This window comes from Lelliottia jeotgali (genome assembly GCF_016771845.1).
Classification (GTDB): domain Bacteria; phylum Pseudomonadota; class Gammaproteobacteria; order Enterobacterales; family Enterobacteriaceae; genus Enterobacter; species Enterobacter jeotgali.
This window is the reverse complement of sequence record NZ_JAENMQ010000002.1, coordinates 388,119-407,932: the sequence shown is the minus strand read 5'-3', so window position 1 is coordinate 407,932 and position 19,814 is coordinate 388,119. Positions and strand designations below refer to the sequence as shown.

21 protein-coding genes are annotated in these 19,814 nt (G+C 55.0%); 14 read left to right on the top strand and 7 right to left on the bottom strand.

Translation table 11 applies throughout. From position 1 onward, the window contains the following. Window positions 1-2: 2 nt before the first annotated feature. Complete coding sequence (locus tag JBO43_RS08325) at window positions 3-347, top strand: gamma-glutamylcyclotransferase family protein (protein ID WP_095280525.1); 345 nt, start codon at window positions 3-5, stop codon at window positions 345-347. A 187-nt stretch (window positions 348-534) separates the two neighbouring features. Here JBO43_RS08325 and JBO43_RS08320 read toward each other — a convergent pair whose 3' ends face one another. The 3 genes from JBO43_RS08320 to ppa form a co-directional block, all read right to left on the bottom strand. Continuing rightward, entirely contained in the window at window positions 535-2,517 is a 1,983-nt protein-coding gene (locus JBO43_RS08320; RefSeq protein ID WP_095284159.1) for a TonB-dependent receptor domain-containing protein, read from the bottom strand. 72 nt (window positions 2,518-2,589) lie between these two features. Continuing rightward, window positions 2,590-3,660 (bottom strand): 7-bladed beta-propeller protein YncE, encoded by a 1,071-nt coding sequence (gene yncE, locus JBO43_RS08315; protein WP_202674102.1) that lies wholly within the window; start codon window positions 3,658-3,660, stop codon window positions 2,590-2,592. A 185-nt stretch (window positions 3,661-3,845) separates the two neighbouring features. Further along, window positions 3,846-4,376: an inorganic diphosphatase gene (gene ppa, locus JBO43_RS08310; RefSeq protein ID WP_064324598.1), complete on the bottom strand. Its 531-nt coding sequence runs from the start codon at window positions 4,374-4,376 to the stop codon at window positions 3,846-3,848. 306 nt (window positions 4,377-4,682) lie between these two features. On the opposite strand from ppa, the gene ytfQ reads away from it, so the two are divergent. The 5 genes from ytfQ to JBO43_RS08285 all read left to right on the top strand — a co-directional run bounded on the left by ytfQ (window position 4,683) and on the right by JBO43_RS08285 (window position 10,939). After that, complete coding sequence (gene ytfQ, locus JBO43_RS08305; RefSeq protein ID WP_095284160.1) at window positions 4,683-5,639, top strand: galactofuranose ABC transporter substrate-binding protein YtfQ; 957 nt, start codon at window positions 4,683-4,685, stop codon at window positions 5,637-5,639. 111 nt (window positions 5,640-5,750) lie between these two features. Then, window positions 5,751-7,253 (top strand): galactofuranose ABC transporter, ATP-binding protein YtfR, encoded by a 1,503-nt coding sequence (gene ytfR / locus JBO43_RS08300; protein ID WP_103947890.1) that lies wholly within the window; start codon window positions 5,751-5,753, stop codon window positions 7,251-7,253. Window positions 7,254-7,263: 10 nt separating this feature from the next. Next, a complete protein-coding gene (ytfT, locus tag JBO43_RS08295) occupies window positions 7,264-8,289 on the top strand; it encodes a galactofuranose ABC transporter, ATP-binding protein YtfT (protein ID WP_095280530.1) in 1,026 nt (341 codons plus the stop codon). Then, the gene (gene yjfF / locus JBO43_RS08290; RefSeq protein WP_202674101.1) at window positions 8,276-9,277 is read left to right on the top strand and encodes a galactofuranose ABC transporter, permease protein YjfF; all 1,002 of its coding nucleotides are present in this window, start codon (window positions 8,276-8,278) and stop codon (window positions 9,275-9,277) included. The genes ytfT and yjfF overlap by 14 nt, the downstream gene beginning before the upstream one ends. 93 nt (window positions 9,278-9,370) lie before the next feature. Continuing rightward, window positions 9,371-10,939 (top strand): methyl-accepting chemotaxis protein, encoded by a 1,569-nt coding sequence (locus JBO43_RS08285; RefSeq protein ID WP_095280532.1) that lies wholly within the window; start codon window positions 9,371-9,373, stop codon window positions 10,937-10,939. 34 nt (window positions 10,940-10,973) lie between these two features. Here JBO43_RS08285 and JBO43_RS08280 read toward each other — a convergent pair whose 3' ends face one another. Together JBO43_RS08280 and fbp are read right to left on the bottom strand one after the other, a co-directional pair. After that, complete coding sequence (locus JBO43_RS08280; protein ID WP_095280533.1) at window positions 10,974-11,267, bottom strand: helix-turn-helix domain-containing protein; 294 nt, start codon at window positions 11,265-11,267, stop codon at window positions 10,974-10,976. 146 nt (window positions 11,268-11,413) lie between these two features. Next, on the bottom strand, window positions 11,414-12,412 hold the full coding sequence (gene fbp / locus JBO43_RS08275; protein ID WP_095280534.1) for a class 1 fructose-bisphosphatase: 999 nt from the start codon (window positions 12,410-12,412) through the stop codon (window positions 11,414-11,416). Window positions 12,413-12,610: 198 nt separating this feature from the next. Here fbp and mpl point away from each other — a divergent pair, with 198 nt between their 5' ends. Then, on the top strand, window positions 12,611-13,984 hold the full coding sequence (mpl, locus tag JBO43_RS08270; RefSeq protein WP_202674100.1) for a UDP-N-acetylmuramate:L-alanyl-gamma-D-glutamyl-meso-diaminopimelate ligase: 1,374 nt from the start codon (window positions 12,611-12,613) through the stop codon (window positions 13,982-13,984). A gap of 113 nt (window positions 13,985-14,097) precedes the next feature. Here mpl and yjgA read toward each other — a convergent pair whose 3' ends face one another. Next, entirely contained in the window at window positions 14,098-14,649 is a 552-nt protein-coding gene (yjgA, locus tag JBO43_RS08265) for a ribosome biogenesis factor YjgA (RefSeq protein ID WP_095280536.1), read from the bottom strand. A 94-nt stretch (window positions 14,650-14,743) separates the two neighbouring features. Between yjgA and pmbA the strand changes: the two genes are divergently transcribed. Together pmbA and cybC are read left to right on the top strand one after the other, a co-directional pair. Beyond that, window positions 14,744-16,096: a metalloprotease PmbA gene (gene pmbA, locus JBO43_RS08260; RefSeq protein WP_095280537.1), complete on the top strand. Its 1,353-nt coding sequence runs from the start codon at window positions 14,744-14,746 to the stop codon at window positions 16,094-16,096. 217 nt (window positions 16,097-16,313) lie between these two features. Then, window positions 16,314-16,700, top strand: a complete 387-nt coding sequence (gene cybC / locus JBO43_RS08255) for a cytochrome b562 (protein WP_095280538.1) — start codon at window positions 16,314-16,316, stop codon at window positions 16,698-16,700. A 70-nt stretch (window positions 16,701-16,770) separates the two neighbouring features. On the opposite strand, the gene JBO43_RS08250 is transcribed toward cybC, so the two are convergent. Continuing rightward, window positions 16,771-16,926: a Hok/Gef family protein gene (locus JBO43_RS08250; RefSeq protein ID WP_095280539.1), complete on the bottom strand. Its 156-nt coding sequence runs from the start codon at window positions 16,924-16,926 to the stop codon at window positions 16,771-16,773. A gap of 412 nt (window positions 16,927-17,338) precedes the next feature. On the opposite strand from JBO43_RS08250, the gene JBO43_RS08245 reads away from it, so the two are divergent. From JBO43_RS08245 to JBO43_RS08225, 5 genes are read left to right on the top strand one after another with little or no spacing between them, the layout of a single operon-like run. Beyond that, a complete protein-coding gene (locus JBO43_RS08245) occupies window positions 17,339-17,677 on the top strand; it encodes a glycine dehydrogenase (protein WP_095280540.1) in 339 nt (112 codons plus the stop codon). An 11-nt stretch (window positions 17,678-17,688) separates the two neighbouring features. Then, window positions 17,689-18,051: an SFCGS family glycine-rich protein gene (locus JBO43_RS08240; protein ID WP_095280541.1), complete on the top strand. Its 363-nt coding sequence runs from the start codon at window positions 17,689-17,691 to the stop codon at window positions 18,049-18,051. A 2-nt stretch (window positions 18,052-18,053) separates the two neighbouring features. After that, window positions 18,054-18,353 carry a DUF4312 family protein gene (locus tag JBO43_RS08235; RefSeq protein WP_095280542.1) on the top strand — a complete coding sequence of 100 codons (300 nt, stop codon included), beginning with the start codon at window positions 18,054-18,056 and terminating at the stop codon, window positions 18,351-18,353. Window positions 18,354-18,375: 22 nt separating this feature from the next. After that, complete coding sequence (locus tag JBO43_RS08230) at window positions 18,376-19,152, top strand: DUF4311 domain-containing protein (protein ID WP_095280543.1); 777 nt, start codon at window positions 18,376-18,378, stop codon at window positions 19,150-19,152. Window positions 19,153-19,165: 13 nt separating this feature from the next. Next, window positions 19,166-19,807, top strand: coding sequence for an EF_0833/AHA_3914 family membrane protein (locus tag JBO43_RS08225; protein WP_095280544.1), 642 nt, complete (start codon window positions 19,166-19,168; stop codon window positions 19,805-19,807). Window positions 19,808-19,814 lie beyond the last annotated feature (7 nt).

Here is a 19,814-nt window from a genome sequence, read left to right as displayed (position 1 = left end):
CAATGCGAATATTTGTATACGGCAGTTTACGAACCAGGCAGGGCAACAGTCACTGGATGACCAACGCCCAGTTACTGGGAAATTACAATATCGAGAACTACCAGTTGTACAGTCTGGGCCACTATCCAGGCGCGGTTCCGGGGAACGGAACGGTACAGGGTGAAGTTTATCGTATTGATAACGCGACGCTTGCCGAACTTGATGCCTTGCGCACCAGGGGCGGGGAATATGCACGCCAGTTGATCCAGACCCCGTATGGCAGTGCATGGATGTACGTGTACCAGCGTCCGGTCGATGGATTGAAACTGATTGAAAGCGGTAACTGGTTAGACAGAGACCAGTACTGATATGAACAACGCCACCTTCGGGTGGCGTTGTTTTTTGCGAGATGCTACGCATTCTGTTCTGCAATTATGCTGAACAGCTGCCGGCTGGCGCTACGCTTATCCGGCCTACGGTTTTGTAGGCCCGTGCAAACGAAGTGCCGCCGGGCGGTTTCCTGGCAGCATGCTGTCAGCTATTAGAAGCGCAGAATTAAAACTCAATCCTTGCCCCAAGATTGTATCGACGTCCTTCGAGCTGCCCGTAATCGCCCCACGAGGTGGTGCGTTTCGGGTCTGCATCAAACAGGTTATAAATTCCCGCCAACAGTTGGGTGTTTTTATTCAGCTTATAGCGCGCGCCGATATCGACCAGCGTGTAAGCCTCATATTCCGTGCCGCTGTTGCTGTCACGGTTGCTGCTGCGGTAGTTCGCGTTACTCCACAGGTCCAGAGACTGCGTGGTTGCCCAGGTCAGTGACACGTTCGCCATGTGACGTGGGAAATCATTCAGCGCGTAACCCTTATCCACGCCGGATTTCTGCTCGCTGTGGTTATAGGTGTAGTTCGCGTTCGCTTTCAGGTCGGCGGTAATCTGCCAGTCGCCATTCAGCTCGATACCGTAAACGTCGGCTTTGCTGACGTTAAAATATTTATCCACGGAATCCGCTTTGTAGCCGTTCACTTCGCACTGGTGAGTGGACGTGGTTTCGCAGATGGTCTGCTCGGAGATTTTGTCCTTGAACTGGGTATAGAAGACGGTGCCGTCCAGCGACACGGATTCTCCGGTCCAGTACAGGCCCGTTTCGGCGTTGATGCTTTTCTCAGGTTTCAGATCGTCGTTACCCACGGTCAGGAACGGATACGGCGGCGTTGACCCGTGCGGGGTGACGAATTGATCCGAGGTAGCGCGCAGCTCCGGTTTTTTATAGCCCGCCGAGAGGCCGCCTTTCAGCGCCCAGGCATCGGTGATTGCCCAGTTACCGTACAGTTTTGGCGTTACGTGCGCGCCGAAGTAGCTGTCGTAATCGCCACGCGCGGAAGTGGTCAGGGTAAAATCATTGATCGTCCACGCATCTTCTGCAAACAGCGCCCAGCCGTTACGCGTCACTTTGGTTACCGGCTCCACGCCCGGCAGGGTTTTGCCCGACTCGTAGAAATGGTCGTTTAACTCTTCGCGCGTAAAGTTGGCCCCGACGGTGAGCTTGTGGTTATCCAACGTGAACGTAGTTTGCGAGTTGGCAACGGTGTTTTCCGTCTGCACATATTCGGGCGAGGTGTTGTCCAGCAGATACTTCGAACGCCCTTTTTCGTAATTGATGTAGTTGGTTGTGGCAATGGTGTCATCTGCATACCAGCCGGTATGCGTGAGGGTCACCGCGTCGCGATCGAATTTCCACATCCACGGCGTACCGCGTTTTTTGGTGCGATTTTTTTCCTGCTCGCCCACAACCACATTCAGATCGAAGAGGTTATTTTCGCTGGCCTTCAGGCCGAGCGTGGCATCCACCGATTTGCGGTTGTGCTTGCCGAAGTAATTCTGGCGCTCGTCGTCGCGGCGATCCAATCCGTCAGCGGCAATGCTTAAACCCAGTTTGTCCTGAATGAGTGGCCCCATCGCAAACAGGTTCAGCTGGCTGGTGTTGCCGAGATCTTTATGTTCCTGCAGCCAGGTGTTGGCGGCGATAGCGCCGGTCCAGTCTGCTACGCCGTAGGGTTTTTTGGTGATCACGTTGACCACCCCGCCGATGGCATCAGAGCCGTACAGGGAGGACATCGGGCCGCGAATCACTTCGATGCGCTCGATGGCTTCCATCGGCGGTAAAAAGCCCGCTTCTGCACCGATATCCTGGCCGTAAGGCCGCGATTCGCTGGTGTTTTGCTTTACGCTGTTGACCATAAACGCCGTATAGCTTGAGTCCATCCCGCGCATCATAATGCTGCCGTTGGCCATATCGCTGCCGCCGTTAGAGACCGATACGCCGGGGATATTTTTAATCGCATCGCCGATGGTCTGGTCGGGCTGAATATCCAGTGTTTTGCGATCGATACTGGAAATCGTGGCGGGGGCTTCTTTTTTCTGCTGTGCAAAGCCGGTCGCGGTGACCACCATTTCATCATCCGCCTGTGCGGGTAAAACCAGTGTGCCGGTTAACGCCACCATGCCTGTGAACGTAATTAATTGACGCGTTTTCATAGCCATAAACCCAAAAGGAAAAATAAAAAACACCCGACGGTCTTACGCCGCAGGGTGTGGTTGGTGAAGGAATCAGAGCTTATCGAGGGCGATTCTGATGACGTAATCCGGCTTCTCTTTGGCCTCTTTCTCGTCTTGTTTAACGCTGGCGTACAGCACGTTACCGTCGGTAGAGAGGGCGAGACTGTTCGGCATTGCGCTGGTCGCGATGCTGTTTTTCACCTGATACGTTTTGCTGTCGATAATGCTGATGAGTTTTCCGTTGCGGTGCGTGACGTAAATCTCGTTACGCTTTTCGTTGTAAAGCACCGCCAGAGAATTGGTGACGTCGATATGATCAAGCACTTTGCCGGTCGTGATATCCACCACCAGAACGTTCGGTAAATCCGGATCAGTCAGGAAAGCGCGGTTATTTTTGCTGTCCAGCGCGATGTTCAGGAAGAAGTGTTTTTTCTCTGGTTCGACGTTGAAGCGGCTGACGATTTTGTCGGTTTGGGTATCCACGACAATCAGCCCATTTTTGCCGTTAACCACATACAGACGATTTTTCTCAGCGTCTACCGCCAGCCCGGTCGGGTATTCGCCCATGTCAGTCAGGGTGTTAACCCGCTGGCGCTTTTCGGTGTCGATCACCCAGACAATGCCTTTCTCCACCACGGCGGTGACGTACAGGCGGTGATGCTGTTTATCGAGCACCATTTCGCGGGTGTGGGCGATATCTTTCGGGTTGCTGGTGTCGGCGAGCTGGATAACCGCCAGCTCTTTGCCGGTCTGGGTATCGATGACGGTGACGGAGCCTTCCAGCGTGTTGCCCACGTAGAGAAGGTGATTTTCTTCGTCAAGCGCGGTGGCGAACGCGCGGCGCGTGGTTTCAATCACGCCCGTTCCCGTCAGGTCTTCCAGGTCCAGCTTGTAAATTTTGCCTGTGGTTTTGTCTTTATCAAACGAAGGGGCGCTGGCGGCGAACAGCACTTTCGCCTGTCCGTCGTAGGCCAGTTCATAAACACCGTGGCCCACGGGCTGGGTGACAAAGTCTTTCTCCGGCAGCGGGGTCGCGTAACCAGACACGCTGGTCAGCATGAAAGCCGCAGCAACGGCGAGTGCGAGGGAGGCTTTAAGGGTCTTCACATTGTGTAGGGTCATTGACGTTTATTCACAGTTATTTACGAAGTGCAAATGATAATGATATCTACTCTCATTATCAAATGAGTAATGTGAACTGCGACTACCTTTTCTGGTAGGTCAATAACCGGTCAGATATTAAGGGGATACAGAATGACAGACACAAAAAAGCCCCGACTCGCGGGGCTTAGCATAGGGCGTAAGAATTACTTCTTAGCGGCGCGCTCGAAGGACGCAACGATTTCAGCTTTCGCTGCTTCAGCGTTGTCCCAGCCGTCAACTTTAACCCATTTGCCTTTTTCGAGATCTTTATAGTGCTCGAAGAAGTGAGTGATCTGCGCTTTCAGCAGTTCTGGCAGGTCGTTCACATCTTTGATGTGATCGTACTCTTTGCTCAGTTTGGTGTGCGGAACGGCAACCAGTTTCGCATCTTCACCGGCTTCGTCGGTCATTTTCAGTACGCCAACCGGACGGCAGCGAACCACAGAACCTGGGGCCAGTGGGTACGGAGTTGGGACCAGAACGTCTACCGGGTCACCGTCCAGAGACAGGGTGTGGTTGATGTAACCGTAGTTGCACGGATAGAACATCGCGGTGGACATGAAACGGTCAACGAACAGCGCACCGGTGTCTTTGTCGATTTCGTATTTGATAGGATCTGCGTTGGCCGGGATTTCGATAACAACGTAGATGTCTTCCGGCAGTTCTTTACCCGCAGGGACGTTGAGTAAGCTCATGTGAGTGTCCTATGTGTATGCTAAACAAGTGGCGAGTATTATAGCCAACTCGCGCTGAAAGTCTCCGCCTGTTTTCATTCTCATCCGCATCCCCGCGCCATTTTCAGAACCTTTCCATGACAGGAAAATCCATAAACTCAGCCGCATATTTAATGGGCGAATGAAAGCGATTACAAACTTGTGATTAACGTTTTATTCACTTTTCCGAAGTGTGATGTAACGCAATCCGTTACATATTCCATTGGCTATAGTTTTTTCGCAGAACATCTTTTGACCAACAATAACCTGGGCTACGAGGGCATCATTATGTGGAAGCGCTTACTTCTTGTCACAGCAGTTTCGGCAGCCATGTCGTCTATGGCGATGGCCGCACCATTAACCGTCGGTTTTTCACAGGTCGGATCGGAATCTGGCTGGCGAGCGGCTGAAACCAACGTCGCGAAAAGCGAGGCCCAAAAGCGCGGCATCACGCTGAAAATCGCCGATGGCCAGCAAAAACAGGAAAACCAAATCAAAGCGGTGCGTTCGTTTATCGCCCAGGGCGTTGACGCCATTTTCATCGCGCCGGTGGTGGCGACAGGCTGGGAACCGGTGCTGAAAGAAGCCAAAGACGCTGAAATTCCGGTGTTCCTGCTCGACCGTTCCATTGATGTGAAAGACAAATCTCTCTATATGACCACCGTCACCGCAAACAACGTGCTCGAAGGGCAGCTGATCGGTGACTGGCTGATTAAGCAGGTCGATGGCAAGCCGTGTAACGTTGTGGAGCTGCAGGGCACCGTCGGCGCGAGCGTGGCAATCGACCGTAAGAAAGGCTTTGCGGAAGCCATCGCCAAAGCGCCAAACATCAAAATCATCCGTTCTCAGTCCGGTGACTTTACCCGCAGCAAAGGTAAAGAGGTTATGGAGAGCTTCATCAAGGCTGAAAACAACGGCAAAAATATCTGCATGGTTTATGCCCATAACGACGACATGGTGATCGGTGCGATTCAGGCGATCAAAGAAGCGGGCCTGAAACCGGGCAAAGATATCCTCACCGGCTCTATCGACGGCGTGCCGGATATCTATAAAGCGATGATCGACGGCGAAGCGAACGCCAGTGTCGAGCTAACGCCAAACATGGCCGGTCCGGCGTTTGATGCTCTTGAGAAATTCAAGAAAGACGGCACCAAACCTGAACAGCTGACTATCACTAAATCCACCCTCTACCTGCCAGACACGGCGAAAGAAGAGTTAGAGAAGAAGAAAAACATGGGCTACTAAGGCCTCTCAGCCAGGAAAAATGCCGGGTGGCGCTGCGCTTACCCGGCCTACAGTACGCATTTTTGTAGGCCGGATAAGCGTAGCGCCATCCGGCGTGATGCAGGGGGAATCATGACTCAAGAACAACACCAGGAAATCCTCCGAACCGAAGGATTAAGCAAATTCTTCCCCGGCGTGAAAGCGCTGGATAACGTCGATTTCAGCTTGCGTCGCGGTGAAATTATGGCGCTGCTCGGTGAAAATGGCGCCGGGAAATCGACGCTGATCAAAGCGTTAACCGGCGTGTACCACGCCGATCGCGGCACCATTTTTCTTGAAGGCAACGCCATCTCCCCGAAAAATACCGCCCACGCCCAACAGTTGGGCATCGGGACGGTTTACCAGGAAGTAAACCTGCTGCCAAACATGTCGGTGGCGGATAATCTGTTTATTGGTCGTGAGCCGCGTCGCTTCGGCCTGCTGCGCCGAAAAGAGATGGAGGTGCGCGCCACCAAACTGATGGAATCCTACGGTTTTTCCCTCGACGTGCGCGAGCCGCTGAACCGCTTTTCGGTGGCGATGCAGCAGATTGTCGCCATTTGCCGGGCGATCGATCTCTCTGCCAAAGTACTGATCCTCGACGAACCCACCGCCAGCCTCGATACCCAGGAAGTGGAAATGCTGTTCACTCTGATGCGCCAGTTGCGCGATCAGGGCGTTAGTCTGATTTTCGTCACCCACTTCCTCGATCAGGTTTATCAGGTCAGCGATCGCATTACGGTTCTGCGCAACGGCAGTTTTGTCGGCTGTCGCGAAACCCGCGAGCTGCCGCAGATCGAGCTGGTCAAAATGATGCTGGGCCGCGAGCTGGACACCCATGCGCTCCAGCGGGCGGGCCGGACGCTGTTGAGCGACAAACCCGTCGCCGCGTTCAAAGATTTTGGCAAAAAAGGCATCATCACCCCGTTCAACCTGGAGGTGCGCCCAGGCGAAATCGTCGGTCTGGCGGGTCTGTTAGGATCGGGACGTACTGAAACCGCCGAGGTGATTTTTGGCATCAAACCAGCCGACAGCGGCAGTGCGATGATCAAAGGTAAACCGCAAACGCTGAGTTCTCCCCATCGGGCCTCCTGTCTGGGAATTGGTTTTTGCCCGGAGGACAGGAAAACCGACGGCATCATTGCCGCCGCCTCGGTGCGCGAAAATATCGTGCTGGCGTTACAGGCCCAGCGCGGCTGGCTGCGGCCAATCCCTAAGCGCGAGCAAGTCGCCATCGCCGAGCGTTTTATTCGCCAGCTCGGCATTCGCACCCCAAGCACCGAGCAGCCGATTGAGTTCCTCTCCGGTGGCAACCAGCAAAAAGTGCTGCTCTCCCGCTGGCTGCTAACCAAACCGCAGTTTCTGATCCTCGATGAGCCGACACGCGGCATCGACGTTGGCGCGCACGCCGAAATTATTCGCCTGATCGAAACGCTGTGCGCTGACGGTCTGGCGCTACTGGTCATCTCCTCCGAGCTTGAAGAGCTGGTGGGATACGCCGATCGCGTGATCATCATGCGCGATCGTAAGCAGGTGGCAGAGATCCCGCTGGATGAACTCTCGGTTCCGGCGATCATGAATGCTATCGCGGCATAAGGAGTCAATCGTGATGCCCCGTTCTCTTCCCCAGCCAGGCGAATCCAGGCGCCGCGTTAACTGGCCCACCGGCACGCCGCAGATCGTGGCACTGCTGCTGGTGCTGGTGGTGGATAGCCTCGTTGCGCCGCATTTCTTCCAGATTATTTTGCAGGATGGCCGCCTGTTCGGTAGCCCTATCGATATTCTAAACCGCGCCGCACCGGTGGCGCTGTTGGCAATTGGCATGACGCTGGTGATTGCTACTGGCGGGATCGATTTGTCCGTCGGCGCGACGATGGCCATCGCGGGCGCGACAGCCGCCTCGATGACGGTTGCCGGACACAGTCTGCCGGTTGTGATTTTAGCGGCACTAGGGACCGGCGTACTGGCGGGCCTGTGGAATGGAATTCTGGTCTCGCTTCTGAAGATCCAGCCGTTCGTCGCCACCTTAATTCTGATGGTGGCCGGACGCGGCGTGGCGCAGTTGATTACCTCCGGGCAGATCGTCACCTTCGACTCTCCGCAGCTAGCGTGGTTCGGTAGCGGCAGGCTGCTGCTGTTTCCGACGCCGGTGATCATTGCCCTGGTGACGCTTGTCGTGTTCTGGCTGTTCACCCGTAAAACGGCGCTGGGGATGTTTATTGAAGCGGTGGGGATCAACATTCGCGCCGCGAAAAATGCGGGGGTCAGCACCCGGATGGTGGTGATGCTGACCTACGTCCTGAGCGGGGTCTGCGCGGCCATTGCCGGGATTATTGTCGCCGCTGATATTCGCGGTGCCGATGCCAATAATGCCGGATTGTGGCTAGAGCTGGACGCGATTCTGGCGGTGGTGATTGGCGGTGGATCGCTGATGGGCGGGCGCTTTAACCTGCTGCTGTCGGTGATTGGCGCGCTGATTATCCAGGGAATGAACACCGGTATTTTGCTCTCTGGCTTCCAGCCGGAGCTGAATCAGGTGGTCAAAGCGGTGGTTGTGCTCTGCGTACTGATTGTCCAGTCGTCGCGCTTTATTAGCATCATCAAGGGGATACGCGGCCATGATAAAACGTAACTTACCGCTCATGATCACCCTGGGCGTCTTTGTGCTGGGCTATCTCTACTGCCTGACGCAATTCCCCGGTTTCGCCTCGACGCGTGTGATTTGCAACATTCTGACTGATAACGCCTTTCTGGGGATTATCGCCGTCGGCATGACCTTCGTGATCCTTTCCGGCGGGATCGATCTCTCCGTCGGGTCGGTGATCGCCTTTACCGGCGTGTTCCTCGCCAAAGCGATTGGATTCTGGGGGATCTCGCCGCTGCTGGCTTTCCCGCTGGTGCTGGTGATGGGCTGCGCGTTTGGTGCGTTTATGGGCCTGCTGATTGATGCTCTGAAAATCCCGGCGTTTATCATTACCCTCGCCGGGATGTTTTTCCTGCGTGGGGTGAGTTATCTGGTATCGGAAGAGTCGATCCCAATCAACCATCCGATCTACGACACCCTCTCCAGCCTGGCGTGGAAAATCCCTGGCGGCGGTCGTCTGAGCGCGATGGGCCTGCTGATGCTCGGCGTGGTGGTGATCGGCATGTTCCTTGCGCACCGCTCCCGTTTTGGCAACCAGGTCTACGCTATCGGCGGCAGCGCGACATCGGCAAATCTGATGGGGATCTCCACCCGCAGCACCACGATCCGCATCTACATGCTATCAACAGGGCTGGCGACCCTGGCGGGAATTGTCTTCTCGATCTACACCCAAGCGGGCTATGCGCTGGCGGGCGTGGGCGTTGAACTGGACGCGATTGCCTCGGTGGTGATTGGCGGTACGCTCTTGAGCGGCGGCGTTGGAACGGTACTCGGCACGCTGTTTGGTGTGGCGATCCAGGGGCTGATTCAGACCTACATTAACTTCGACGGGACGCTCAGCTCCTGGTGGACCAAAATCGCGATTGGCGTTTTGCTGTTCATCTTTATCGCGCTCCAGCGTGGTCTGACGGTACTGTGGGAAAATCGCCTCAGCTCGCCGGTGACGCGGGTGAGCACCACAACGCTCAACAGATAACGTCCTGAATTTGCTTAAAGTGTAAACTTTTTCCGGTAGCGGTCGATAACCTTTATTTCTGTCCAGAAATATCTCGCTACCGGAAATAACATCATGCTGAAAACGCTATCGATTCGTACCGGCTTGCTTTCGTTACTGGCCGTTATGACCCTTCTGCTGCTGATTGTCAGCGGCATTGGCATTTATGCCCTCACACAGAGTTCCTCTTCTTTACAGCGCATTAATCACCTTCAGGGTGAGCAGATGGTGCAGCTCAACGCGGGTTACACCCTGATTTTGCGCGCCCGTAACGAAGCGGGTCAGGCCGTTCGACTCATGGAAATCGGTATGCTAGACGATGCCGCCAAATCCGTGCAGAACATCAATCGCGAAGTCGCTCAGGCGCAAAAAACGCTGAAAGGCGTGATCGACGGCGGCATTGAGAACCCGAAAGGGCAGCAACTGCTGGACAAAGTGGCGGCAAGTTTTGCCACCTATAACGCCGAAGGGATCACTCCGATGGTGGCCGCGCTGAACCAACAGAGCGCCGATACCTATTACGATCTGCTGGAGAATAAGCTGATCCCGGTCGCGCGTCAGTTTGATAACGACATGCAAGCGTTCCAGTCGTGGAGCGAAAAGCGCGGGAAATCGGAAGTGAAAGCGGTGCAGTCGAGCAAAAACCGGGTGATGATGCTGATCGTGATTGCCGCCCTGCTCACCGCCGGGATCATCGTTCTGGCCTGGCTTTCTCTGCGCAATATGCTGCTTAAACCGCTTCTGGCGTCGATTGCTCAGCTGGAACACGTGGCGGCAGGCGATCTGACACACAGCCTGAACGAACCGACCAGCCAGGAATTTAACCGCCTGAATGCGGCGATCGAAGAGATGCGCCAGTCGCTGATGGGCTCGGTCATGCGCGTGCGCGATGCCAGCTCGCAAATTGATACAGGCAGCCGCGAGTTGACCGCCGGAAACATGAATCTGGCCCAGCGCACGGAATCCACGGCGACCTCCCTTGAGCAGACGGCAGCGAGTATGGAAGAGATCACCGCCACCGTGAAGCAGAACGCCGATAACGCCGAACAGGCGCACCAGATGGCGAAAAGCGTCTCGGATACCGCCGATCACGGCAGCGAAATGGTGTGCTACGTAATTGAAAAAATGCGCGATATCTCAGGCAGCTCGGCGCGCATCGCAGACATCCTGAGCGTGATTGACGGCATTGCTTTCCAGACGAACATTCTGGCGCTCAATGCTTCGGTCGAAGCAGCGCGCGCGGGAGAGCAGGGGCGTGGGTTTGCGGTGGTCGCCGGAGAAGTGCGTAACCTCGCCAGTCGCAGCGCCGATGCGGCGAAAGAGATTCGTACGCTAATCAGTGATTCCCAGACTCACGTCAACGAAGGCAGCGAGCTGGCGCAGCAGGCTGGCGAAACGATGGATGAAATCGCCACCGAAGTGCTGCGCATGACCAAACTGATGCGTGAGATCGCCAACGCGTCTCTGGAGCAGAGCCGTGGTATTGAGCAGGTGAATATCGCGGTCAATCAGATGGACGAAACCGCGCAGCAAAATGCTGCGCTGGTACAACAATCTTCCGCCGCGACGCGCTCTCTGGAAGAGCAATCGCGCGAGCTGATTGAAGCCATGTCGTCGTTTAAATTATCGGCCCAAACGGCCTGACTAAAATAAGCCCTGACGCATAATGCGTCGGGGTTTATACTTCCGCAGTATTCACCGCACCAATATTTTGATGAATATCCGCCATTAAATTTTCCAGCGAATTTGTCAGCTGTAATGCTTTTTGCGTGGGCTCAAGATATAAACCTTTACGAATAAATAACGGCTCATCAAAAAGTTGATTAAAACGTTTTAACGCCAGGCTCACCGCCGGGCGCGACATGTCCAGACGCACGGAGGCTTTCGCCATGCTACCGCAGCGGACAATCTCAATAAAAACAGGAATAAGATTTAAATCGATACCGGTGTTTGCACGAGAATAATTTTGCATCGTGACGGTCACTCCTCTGAATAAAATTTAACTGTTCAGAATAATGCGTGAGTGGCCGGGAAGATTAAAGCGCCATTTTTATATTCATTTATACGGTAAAATATATAAATGAAAAGAGGGAGCGATGCTCCCTCAGAGTAAAAGCGTTACGCGTCCGGGTATTCGCGGATCAAACGTTCAACGTCTTCGACCATGTGATTGTTGCCAACAAAGAACGAACGGCGCTGGTGCAGGCTGTTCGGGATAATATCCAGAATACGTTCTTTACCATCGCTGGCCTTGCCGCCAGCCTGTTCAGCCAGGAACGCCATCGGGTTGCATTCATACAGCAGGCGCAGTTTCCCTTCCGGGTGGCTGGCGGTGCTTGGATAAAGATAAATGCCGCCTTTCAGCAGGTTACGGTGGAAATCCGCGACCAGAGAACCGATGTAGCGCGAGGTATAAGGGCGCTGGGTCAACTTATCTTCTTCCTGGCAGAATTTGATGTATTTCTTCACGCCGTTCGGGAATTTGATGTAGTTGCCTTCGTTGATGGAGTAAGTGGTGCCTTTTTCCGGGAAGCGCATGCGCTCCTGGCTCAGGCAGAATACGCCCAGCGAAGGATCGTAGGTAAAGGCATGAACGCCGCAGCCGGTGGTGTACACCAGCATGGTGGATGACCCGTAAACCACATATCCGGCAGCCACTTGCTTGCTGCCCGGCTGCAGGAAATCTTCTTCAGTGACCGGGGTACCGACGGGCGTAACGCGGCGATAAATGGAGAAAATCGTGCCGACAGAAACGTTCACGTCGATATTGGAGGAACCGTCCAGCGGGTCCATCAGAACGACGTATTTGGCGTGCTCGCAGCCTTCGAAAACAACGATTTCATCTTCTTCTTCGGACGCAATTCCCGCGACGATATCGCGTGCGCGCAGTGCGGCTTTCAATTTCTCATTGGCGAACAGATCGAGTTTTTGCTGCACCTCGCCCTGCACGTTTTCGGCACCGCTGGCACCCAGGATATCGACCAAACCGGCCTTGTTGATATCGCGGTGGATGATCTTCGCGCCGAGCTTTATTGCCGACAGCAAAGCAGTGAGCTCACCAGTAGCATGAGAGAACTCGTGCTGCTTTTCGACAATAAATTCACCTAACGTTTTCATAACACTTTCCCTGCATCGTATGTGAGTAAAGCGATCGTATGTTGCGTATAAAGCCTGAAGCCCAACAATCTTAACAAACATTCAAATATTAGCGCAGAGGTGAATCGCGCCAGCAAAATACGGATTTACCTGAAATGCGTTTCTCTGACGCTGACATGTGAGTAAAATGTGCGCCACACAGAAGAGGGATAGTGACGTATGCGCATTCATATATTGGGGATTTGTGGCACTTTCATGGGCGGACTGGCGATGCTGGCGCGCTCTTTAGGCCATGAGGTGACGGGTTCGGACGCCAATGTGTATCCGCCAATGAGCACATTGCTCGAGAAACAGGGCATCGATCTGATTTCGGGATATGACGCCAGCCAACTGGACGATGAGCCGGATTTAGTGATTATCGGCAACGCCATGACCCGTGGTAATCCGTGTGTGGAAGCGGTGCTGGAACGCAACATTCCGTTCATGTCTGGCCCACAGTGGCTGCATGATTTCGTGCTGCGCGATCGCTGGGTGCTGGCCGTGGCCGGTACGCACGGCAAAACCACCACCGCCGGAATGGCGACCTGGATTTTAGAGGCTTGCGGCTACAAGCCGGGCTTTGTGGTCGGCGGCGTACCGGGGAATTTTGATGTTTCCGCGCGTTTGGGCGACAGCCCGTTCTTCGTGATTGAAGCGGATGAATATGACTGCGCGTTCTTCGACAAGCGTTCCAAATTCGTGCATTACTGCCCGCGCACGCTGATCCTCAATAACCTTGAGTTTGATCACGCAGACATTTTTGACGATCTGAAAGCGATTCAGAAACAGTTCCACCACCTGGTGCGCATTGTGCCGGGCCAGGGGCGCATCATCTACCCGGAAAACGACATCAATCTGAAACAGACGATGGCGATGGGCTGCTGGAGCGAACAGGAACTGGTGGGCGAGCAGGGCCACTGGCAGGCGAAGAAACTGACCACCGACGCCTCCGAATGGGAAGTGTGGCTGGACGGTGAGAAAGTCGGCGAAGTGAAGTGGGCGCTGGTCGGCGAACACAACATGCATAACGGTCTGATGGCGATTGCTGCCGCGCGTCACGTGGGCGTCCTGCCTGCCGATGCGGCGAATGCGCTTAACACGTTCATCAACGCCCGTCGTCGTCTCGAACTGCGCGGTGAAGCCAACGGCGTGACCGTGTACGACGATTTCGCCCATCACCCAACGGCGATCCTCGCGACGCTGGCTGCCCTGCGTGGCAAAGTGGGCGGCACGGCGCGGATTCTGGCAGTGCTGGAACCGCGCTCGAATACCATGAAAATGGGGCTCAGTAAGGACGATCTCGCACCGTCGTTAGGCCGTGCGGATGAAGTCTTCCTCCTGCAACCGCAGCATATCCCGTGGCAGGTAGCGGAAGTGGCGGAAGCGTGCATTCAGCCTGCGCACTGGCATGCGGACGTAGACACATTAGCGGATATGATCGTCAAAACGGCGCAGCCGGGCGATCACATTCTGGTGATGAGTAACGGCGGTTTTGGTGGGATTCATCAGAAACTGCTGGACGGTCTGGCGAAGAAAGCACAAGCGGTAGAGTAGCTGTTGTGCCCGGTGGCGCTTTGCTTACCGGGCCTACAGAATCGTTGGGCGGATAACCATCCGGGCCGACAACATCGTAGGCCGGATAAGCGCAGCGCCATCCGGCAAAAATCTTAACCTTCGTTCTCAGCCAGCTCGCGCAGATACTGGAAAATCAGGCGCGCAGATTTCGGCGGCTTATTCCCTTCTTTCTCTTTCTTCGCGTTACGGATAAGCGAACGTAACTGCTGGCGGTCAGCGTCCGGCCACAGGTTCAATACTTCTGCGACGGCATCGTCACCGTTATCGACCAGACGGTCGCGGATCTGCTCAAGCTTATGGAACAGCGCAACCTGCTGGTTGTGACGATTCTTCAGCTTATCCAGCGCCTGGCGGATCGGTTCTACGTCACGCTGGCGCAGCATTTTACCAATCAGCTGAAGCTGACGGCGACGGCCTTCTTTTTTGATTCGTTGGGCCAGTTCAATGGCACCGCGCAGATCCGGGTCGAGCGGGAGTTTATCCAGCGCGTTTTTACCCAGTTCTACCATTTCCGCACCAAGTTGTTTTAACTCTTCGGCGTCGCGTTTAATTTCACTTTTACTGACCCAGATGATTTCATCATCTTCGTCTTCGATGTCATCACCGGGAACGTCGTCGAGCCAGTCTTCGGGCTGCTTAGTCATGTCAGGCTCCTTAAAAAAGAGGCTAATGTTACCAGTTAAGACGCGCACTGAAAAACGGTTCTCTGTTAGACTTCAGATAACTCCCTCTTACAGTATGGCATTTGCGATGAAAGTAACCTCACAAGTTGAAGCGCAGCGTAAGATTCTTGAAGAAGCGGTATCCACAGCACTGATGCTGGCCTCAGGCCAATCCGACGGCGCAGAAGTGGCGGTCAGCAAGACCACGGGCATTAGCGTCAGCACCCGCTTTGGCGAAGTGGAAAACGTTGAATTTAACAGTGACGGCGCGCTGGGGATTACGGTTTATCACCAGAATCGCAAAGGCAGCGCCTCTTCGACCGATCTCAGCCCGGATGCCATTGCCCGTACCGTGCAGGCCGCGCTGGATATTGCGCGCTACACCTCGCCAGACCCGTACGCGGGCGTGGCAGACAAAGAGCTGCTGGCGTTTGACGCCCCGGATCTGGACCTGTTCCACCCGGCTGAAGTCACACCGGACGAAGCCATCGAGCTGGCGGCGCGCGCAGAACAGGCGTCGCTTAAAGCCGATAAACGCATCACCAATACCGAGGGCGGCAGCTTCAACAGCCACTACGGAATCAAGGTATTCGGCAACAGCCACGGCATGTTGCAGGGCTATTGCTCAACACGTCACTCTCTCTCCAGCTGCGTTATCGCCGAAGAAAACGGCGATATGGAACGTGATTACGCCTACACCATTGGCCGCGCGATGGGCGATTTGCAGTCTCCTGAGTGGGTCGGTGAAGATTGTGCAAGACGCACTCTTTCGCGTCTGTCTCCGCGCAAACTGTCGACCATGAAAGCGCCAGTTATTTTTGCCAATGAAGTGGCAACCGGTCTGTTTGGCCATCTGGTCGGCGCGATTGCGGGTGGGGCGGTGTATCGTAAATCCACCTTCCTGCTCGACGCGCTGGGCACCCAAATTCTGCCAGAATGGCTGACCATCGAAGAACATCCGCACCTGCTGAAAGGGCTGGCGTCCACGCCGTTCGACAGCGAAGGCGTGCGCACCGAACGTCGTGACATTATCAAAGACGGCGTGCTGACCCAGTGGCTGCTGACTAACTATTCTGCGCGCAAACTGGGGCTGAAAAGTACCGGTCACGCGGGCGGCATTCACAACTGGCGCATCGAAGGCCAGGGCCTGAACTTTGAACAGATGCTCAAGCAGATGGGTACCGGCCTGGTGGTCACCGAGCTGATGGGCCAGGGCGTGAGCGGCATCACCGGCGATTACTCGCGCGGTGCGGCGGGCTTCTGGGTCGAAAACGGTGAAATTCAGTACCCGGTGAGCGAAATTACCATCGCCGGTAACTTAAAAGATATGTGGCGCAATATTGTTACGGTCGGTAACGATATTGAAACGCGCAGCAATATACAGTGTGGTTCAGTGCTGTTACCGGAGATGAAAATCGCCGGCCAGTAATACCCGTCATACTTCGAGCTGCAGGTGCGTTGGCTGCGCGTGCTCACCCCAGTCACTTACTTTAGTAAGCTCCTGAGGACTCGCGCACTTGCCGCGTGACTCGGCCAGTGGCCTCGCCCTTCGGGGCCAGCGCATGCGCTGTTCAAAACGCTGTGCGTTTTGTCCTGCAACTCGAATTATTTGGGTATTCTTTTCATAATAAAAAAGGAAGTGAGCAATGTATAAAAGCCTGTTAGCCGTCGTCGTCGCTTCAACCCTGGTCATGAGTTCGGCTGCGTTTTCCGCCGATCTTGAAGACAATATGGATACCCTCAGCGCCAATCTGAAAGTGGTGCAAAAAACCGATAATGCGACGGAAATGAAAGACGCATTAACCAAAATGCGTGCCGCCGCGCTCGATGCGCAAAAAGCGACGCCGCCGAAGCTGGAAAACGCGGCGCCAGACAGCGCGGAGATGAAAGATTTCCGTCACGGTTTTGACGTGCTGGTCGGGCAGATCGACGGTGCGCTGAAGCTCGCCAACGAAGGCAAGGTCAAAGAAGCGCAGGCCGCTGCTGACGGCTTCGTCACCACGCGCAACGAGTATCACAAAAAGTATCGTTAAATGGGTGCCTGAGCTGTACGCCTGGTCTCGTGATGCGGAGGCATACTCCCTGCCTCCGCGTGTTAGCTCCTTACTTCCCGGAGCGGCAGTCCATCCGCGCAACTAACTCCAGCGAACCCTGACGAAAACGGAGCTCGCAAAGCGTTTTGCGGTTTACCAGAGATAAGATGATTAGTGTCAAAGCAATAATCATCAGAGCCCTGATAATCGGTTTCTGCTGCTTCATGGATGCCTCCTTGGCAGCGGGTAAGGCATTACTTCACGTGTCTAGACGTGTTGTTTCAGCCCCGACCCTGATTTAAATTCAGGTAGGGGCTTTCCACTTTCCGTCCCATGCATGAGACAGTTAGTCTCAAGCACCCACGCGCACTCTATCGAATCCCCATAAGAAAACCTTATCCACGTCACATTTCTACGAGCCCACTCGTAAACTTTTTCGTTCTCGTTCCCGCCGTTTGACCCTCGAATAGCGTGATATTCATCACGTGAATCCAGCTGATAATTCATATTTACCGCAATTATGTGGCACAGATCACTGGTGCCGCTTTCCTTTCCACTTCGAAGTGGAAAACAACTCGCTACAAACATTTCACAGCCAGCGTTAGTTTGAACCCAGAGCCATTAACGGGGTAAGACGAGTGATTAACGGAGCGGTAATGAACGACGTTGGGGAACAGGCAGCGCAAACGCAAAAGCTCGCCGACACCATGCTGGAGCAGGTTTTCACCCTGCTTGCCCATAACAACATCATTCCCAATGACGTCCAGGTGCAAATGCTGACTTCACACGTTCGTGCGATGGCGCACCGGTCTGTGACCGGCGAGCCGCTGCCGGAGGTAGAAGCCGACCTGTTTGACGAAATTTCTGCAGATTCAATGCGACTTGCCCGCGAAGTGGTGGCGCAGTTCGGCAATCTTCCTGATGAAGAAGCCTGGCTGCTCTCCGTTCACTTCGAAGTCGCGAAAGACAACCTTTAAGGAGCAATACCATGGAACAAATTACTGTAGTCATCGGCGATCGTCTGGGCAAAGGCCAGAAAGTGGCCCTCGGCGTTGAAAAAGCGGGCGGTCGTGCGGTTGTCGTGCCGGGTGTCGCGGCGGATATGAAACTGGGCGACGTGATGAAAGCGGAAAACGCTACTTTCGGCATCTCTTTCTGCGGGAGCGGCGGCGCTGGCGCTATCACCGCGCAGACCAAATATGGCTACAAAGCCAAATACGGCATGCGTTCAGTGGAAGAGGGTGTTACCGCCATCAACGAAGGCTGCAACGTGCTGGGCTTTGGCTTTATGGATAAAGAAGAGCTGGGCGAACGTCTGGTGCAGGCGTGGCAGAAGAAGCACGGCGCATAAGCATGAAAGAACAATTCACCACCACGGTGAGAGTGAAAGGCAAAGGCGAGATGAAATCCCGCGCCTTTGCCGACGCACTAAACCATGTACAGGCGACGGTGATGAAAGCCTCGCCGCATATCTTACTGCGTATTGAGCCACAGGATGTGCAGGTTGTTCAGGCGCAAGAAGCGGTGCGTAAGGAAGCTTTTCTGTACTTCTTTTTGCGCCGGGAAAGACGCACTTACAGCGTGGAGCTGGATGTGACCGTCAACGTGACTGCCATCAATCTCGACAAGGTGGACTTTGTCACGCAACGCTGATTCTTACTAATAGGGCAGACTAATGTTCCTGATAATTTTAATAAAATCGCTCATCATCGGCGGCCTGGTTGGCGTCGGCGTGGGCGCCGGAGCGGCACGCATGTTTCATGCGCCTACCACACAAGGTATGGGCGCGTTTCGTACGTTGGGGGAACTGAACTCCTGTGAAGGGGACCCGGCGTCTCACTTCTCCTTTGGTCTGGGGTTCTTCTTTAACGCCTGGGCATCGTCAGTGGCTGCGGGGGCATTCACTCAGGACGTTGACCATCGCATCATCCCTAACTGGGGTGCGGCGGCGCTGATGCTGAAAAACCGCAACGTCGGTGAAACCCTGCACGACCCGCGCAAAATGGCGATTGCCTGCGGCATCATCGGCATGTTCGTGGTCACCTTCCTTAACCTCACCGCCTCGTCCGTTCCGGCAGCCCTTCAGGTTACTGCTGTGAAGGTGCTGGTTCCGGCAGCCAACCTGCTGGTCAATACCGTAATGCCGGTAATTTTCTGGCTGGCGGCCATTGATGCGGGCAAAAAATCGGGTTTCTGGGCAACCGTGTTTGGCGGCGCAGCGCAGCTGATCATGGGTAACGCCGTACCGGGTCTGGTGCTGGGTATTCTGATCGGTAAAGGCGTCGAAGAGAGCGGCTGGAACCACGTCACCAAAGTGATGATGGTGGCTATCGTTCTGCTGTTCGTCCTGAGCGGATTCTTCCGTGGCTTCGACATGAAGATGATCGAATCCTTCCATCTGACCGTGCCGAACTGGCTCGATCTGATCCACAGCTCGCTCAGCGGCAAATAACAGGAGCCTCTAAATGGAACAGAATAAAGGTTTTTGGTATGCCGACTGGTCGTTCCCGATCTTCGTTGGCCTGCTCTCCTCCGGCGTCTTCGCCGGGACGCACATGTACTACCTGTACGGCATCGGCGCGTTTAACGAAGTGGCCTTCGTGGCGATGTTGAAAGCAGGCATCGACACCGGCGTGTACGGCGCGGTGGCGGCGTTCGGCGCAAGCTTCCTGTTCGCCCGTATCATCGAAGGTTCCCTGGTGGGGATTCTGGATATCGGCGGCGCGATTCAGACCGGCGTCGGCCTCGGCGTTCCGGCGCTGCTGCTGGGCGCGGGGATCATGTTCCCGGTGACCAACTTCATCGCCTCGCTGGCGACCGGCCTGGTGATTGGTCTGGCGATTGGTTACGTCATCATTCTGGCGCGTAAATTCACCATCAATCAGAGCAACTCCACCTACGGGGCTGACGTGATGATGGGCGCGGGTAACGCCTCTGGCCGCTTCCTCGGGCCGTTGATTATCCTCAGCGCCATGACCGCCTCCATTCCGATTGGTATCGGCTCCCTGGTCGGCGCGCTGCTGTTCTACCTCTGGCAGAAGCCGATTACCGGCGGCGCGATCCTCGGCGCCATGATTTTAGGCTCGCTGTTCCCGGTAGCCCTTTAACACCCAC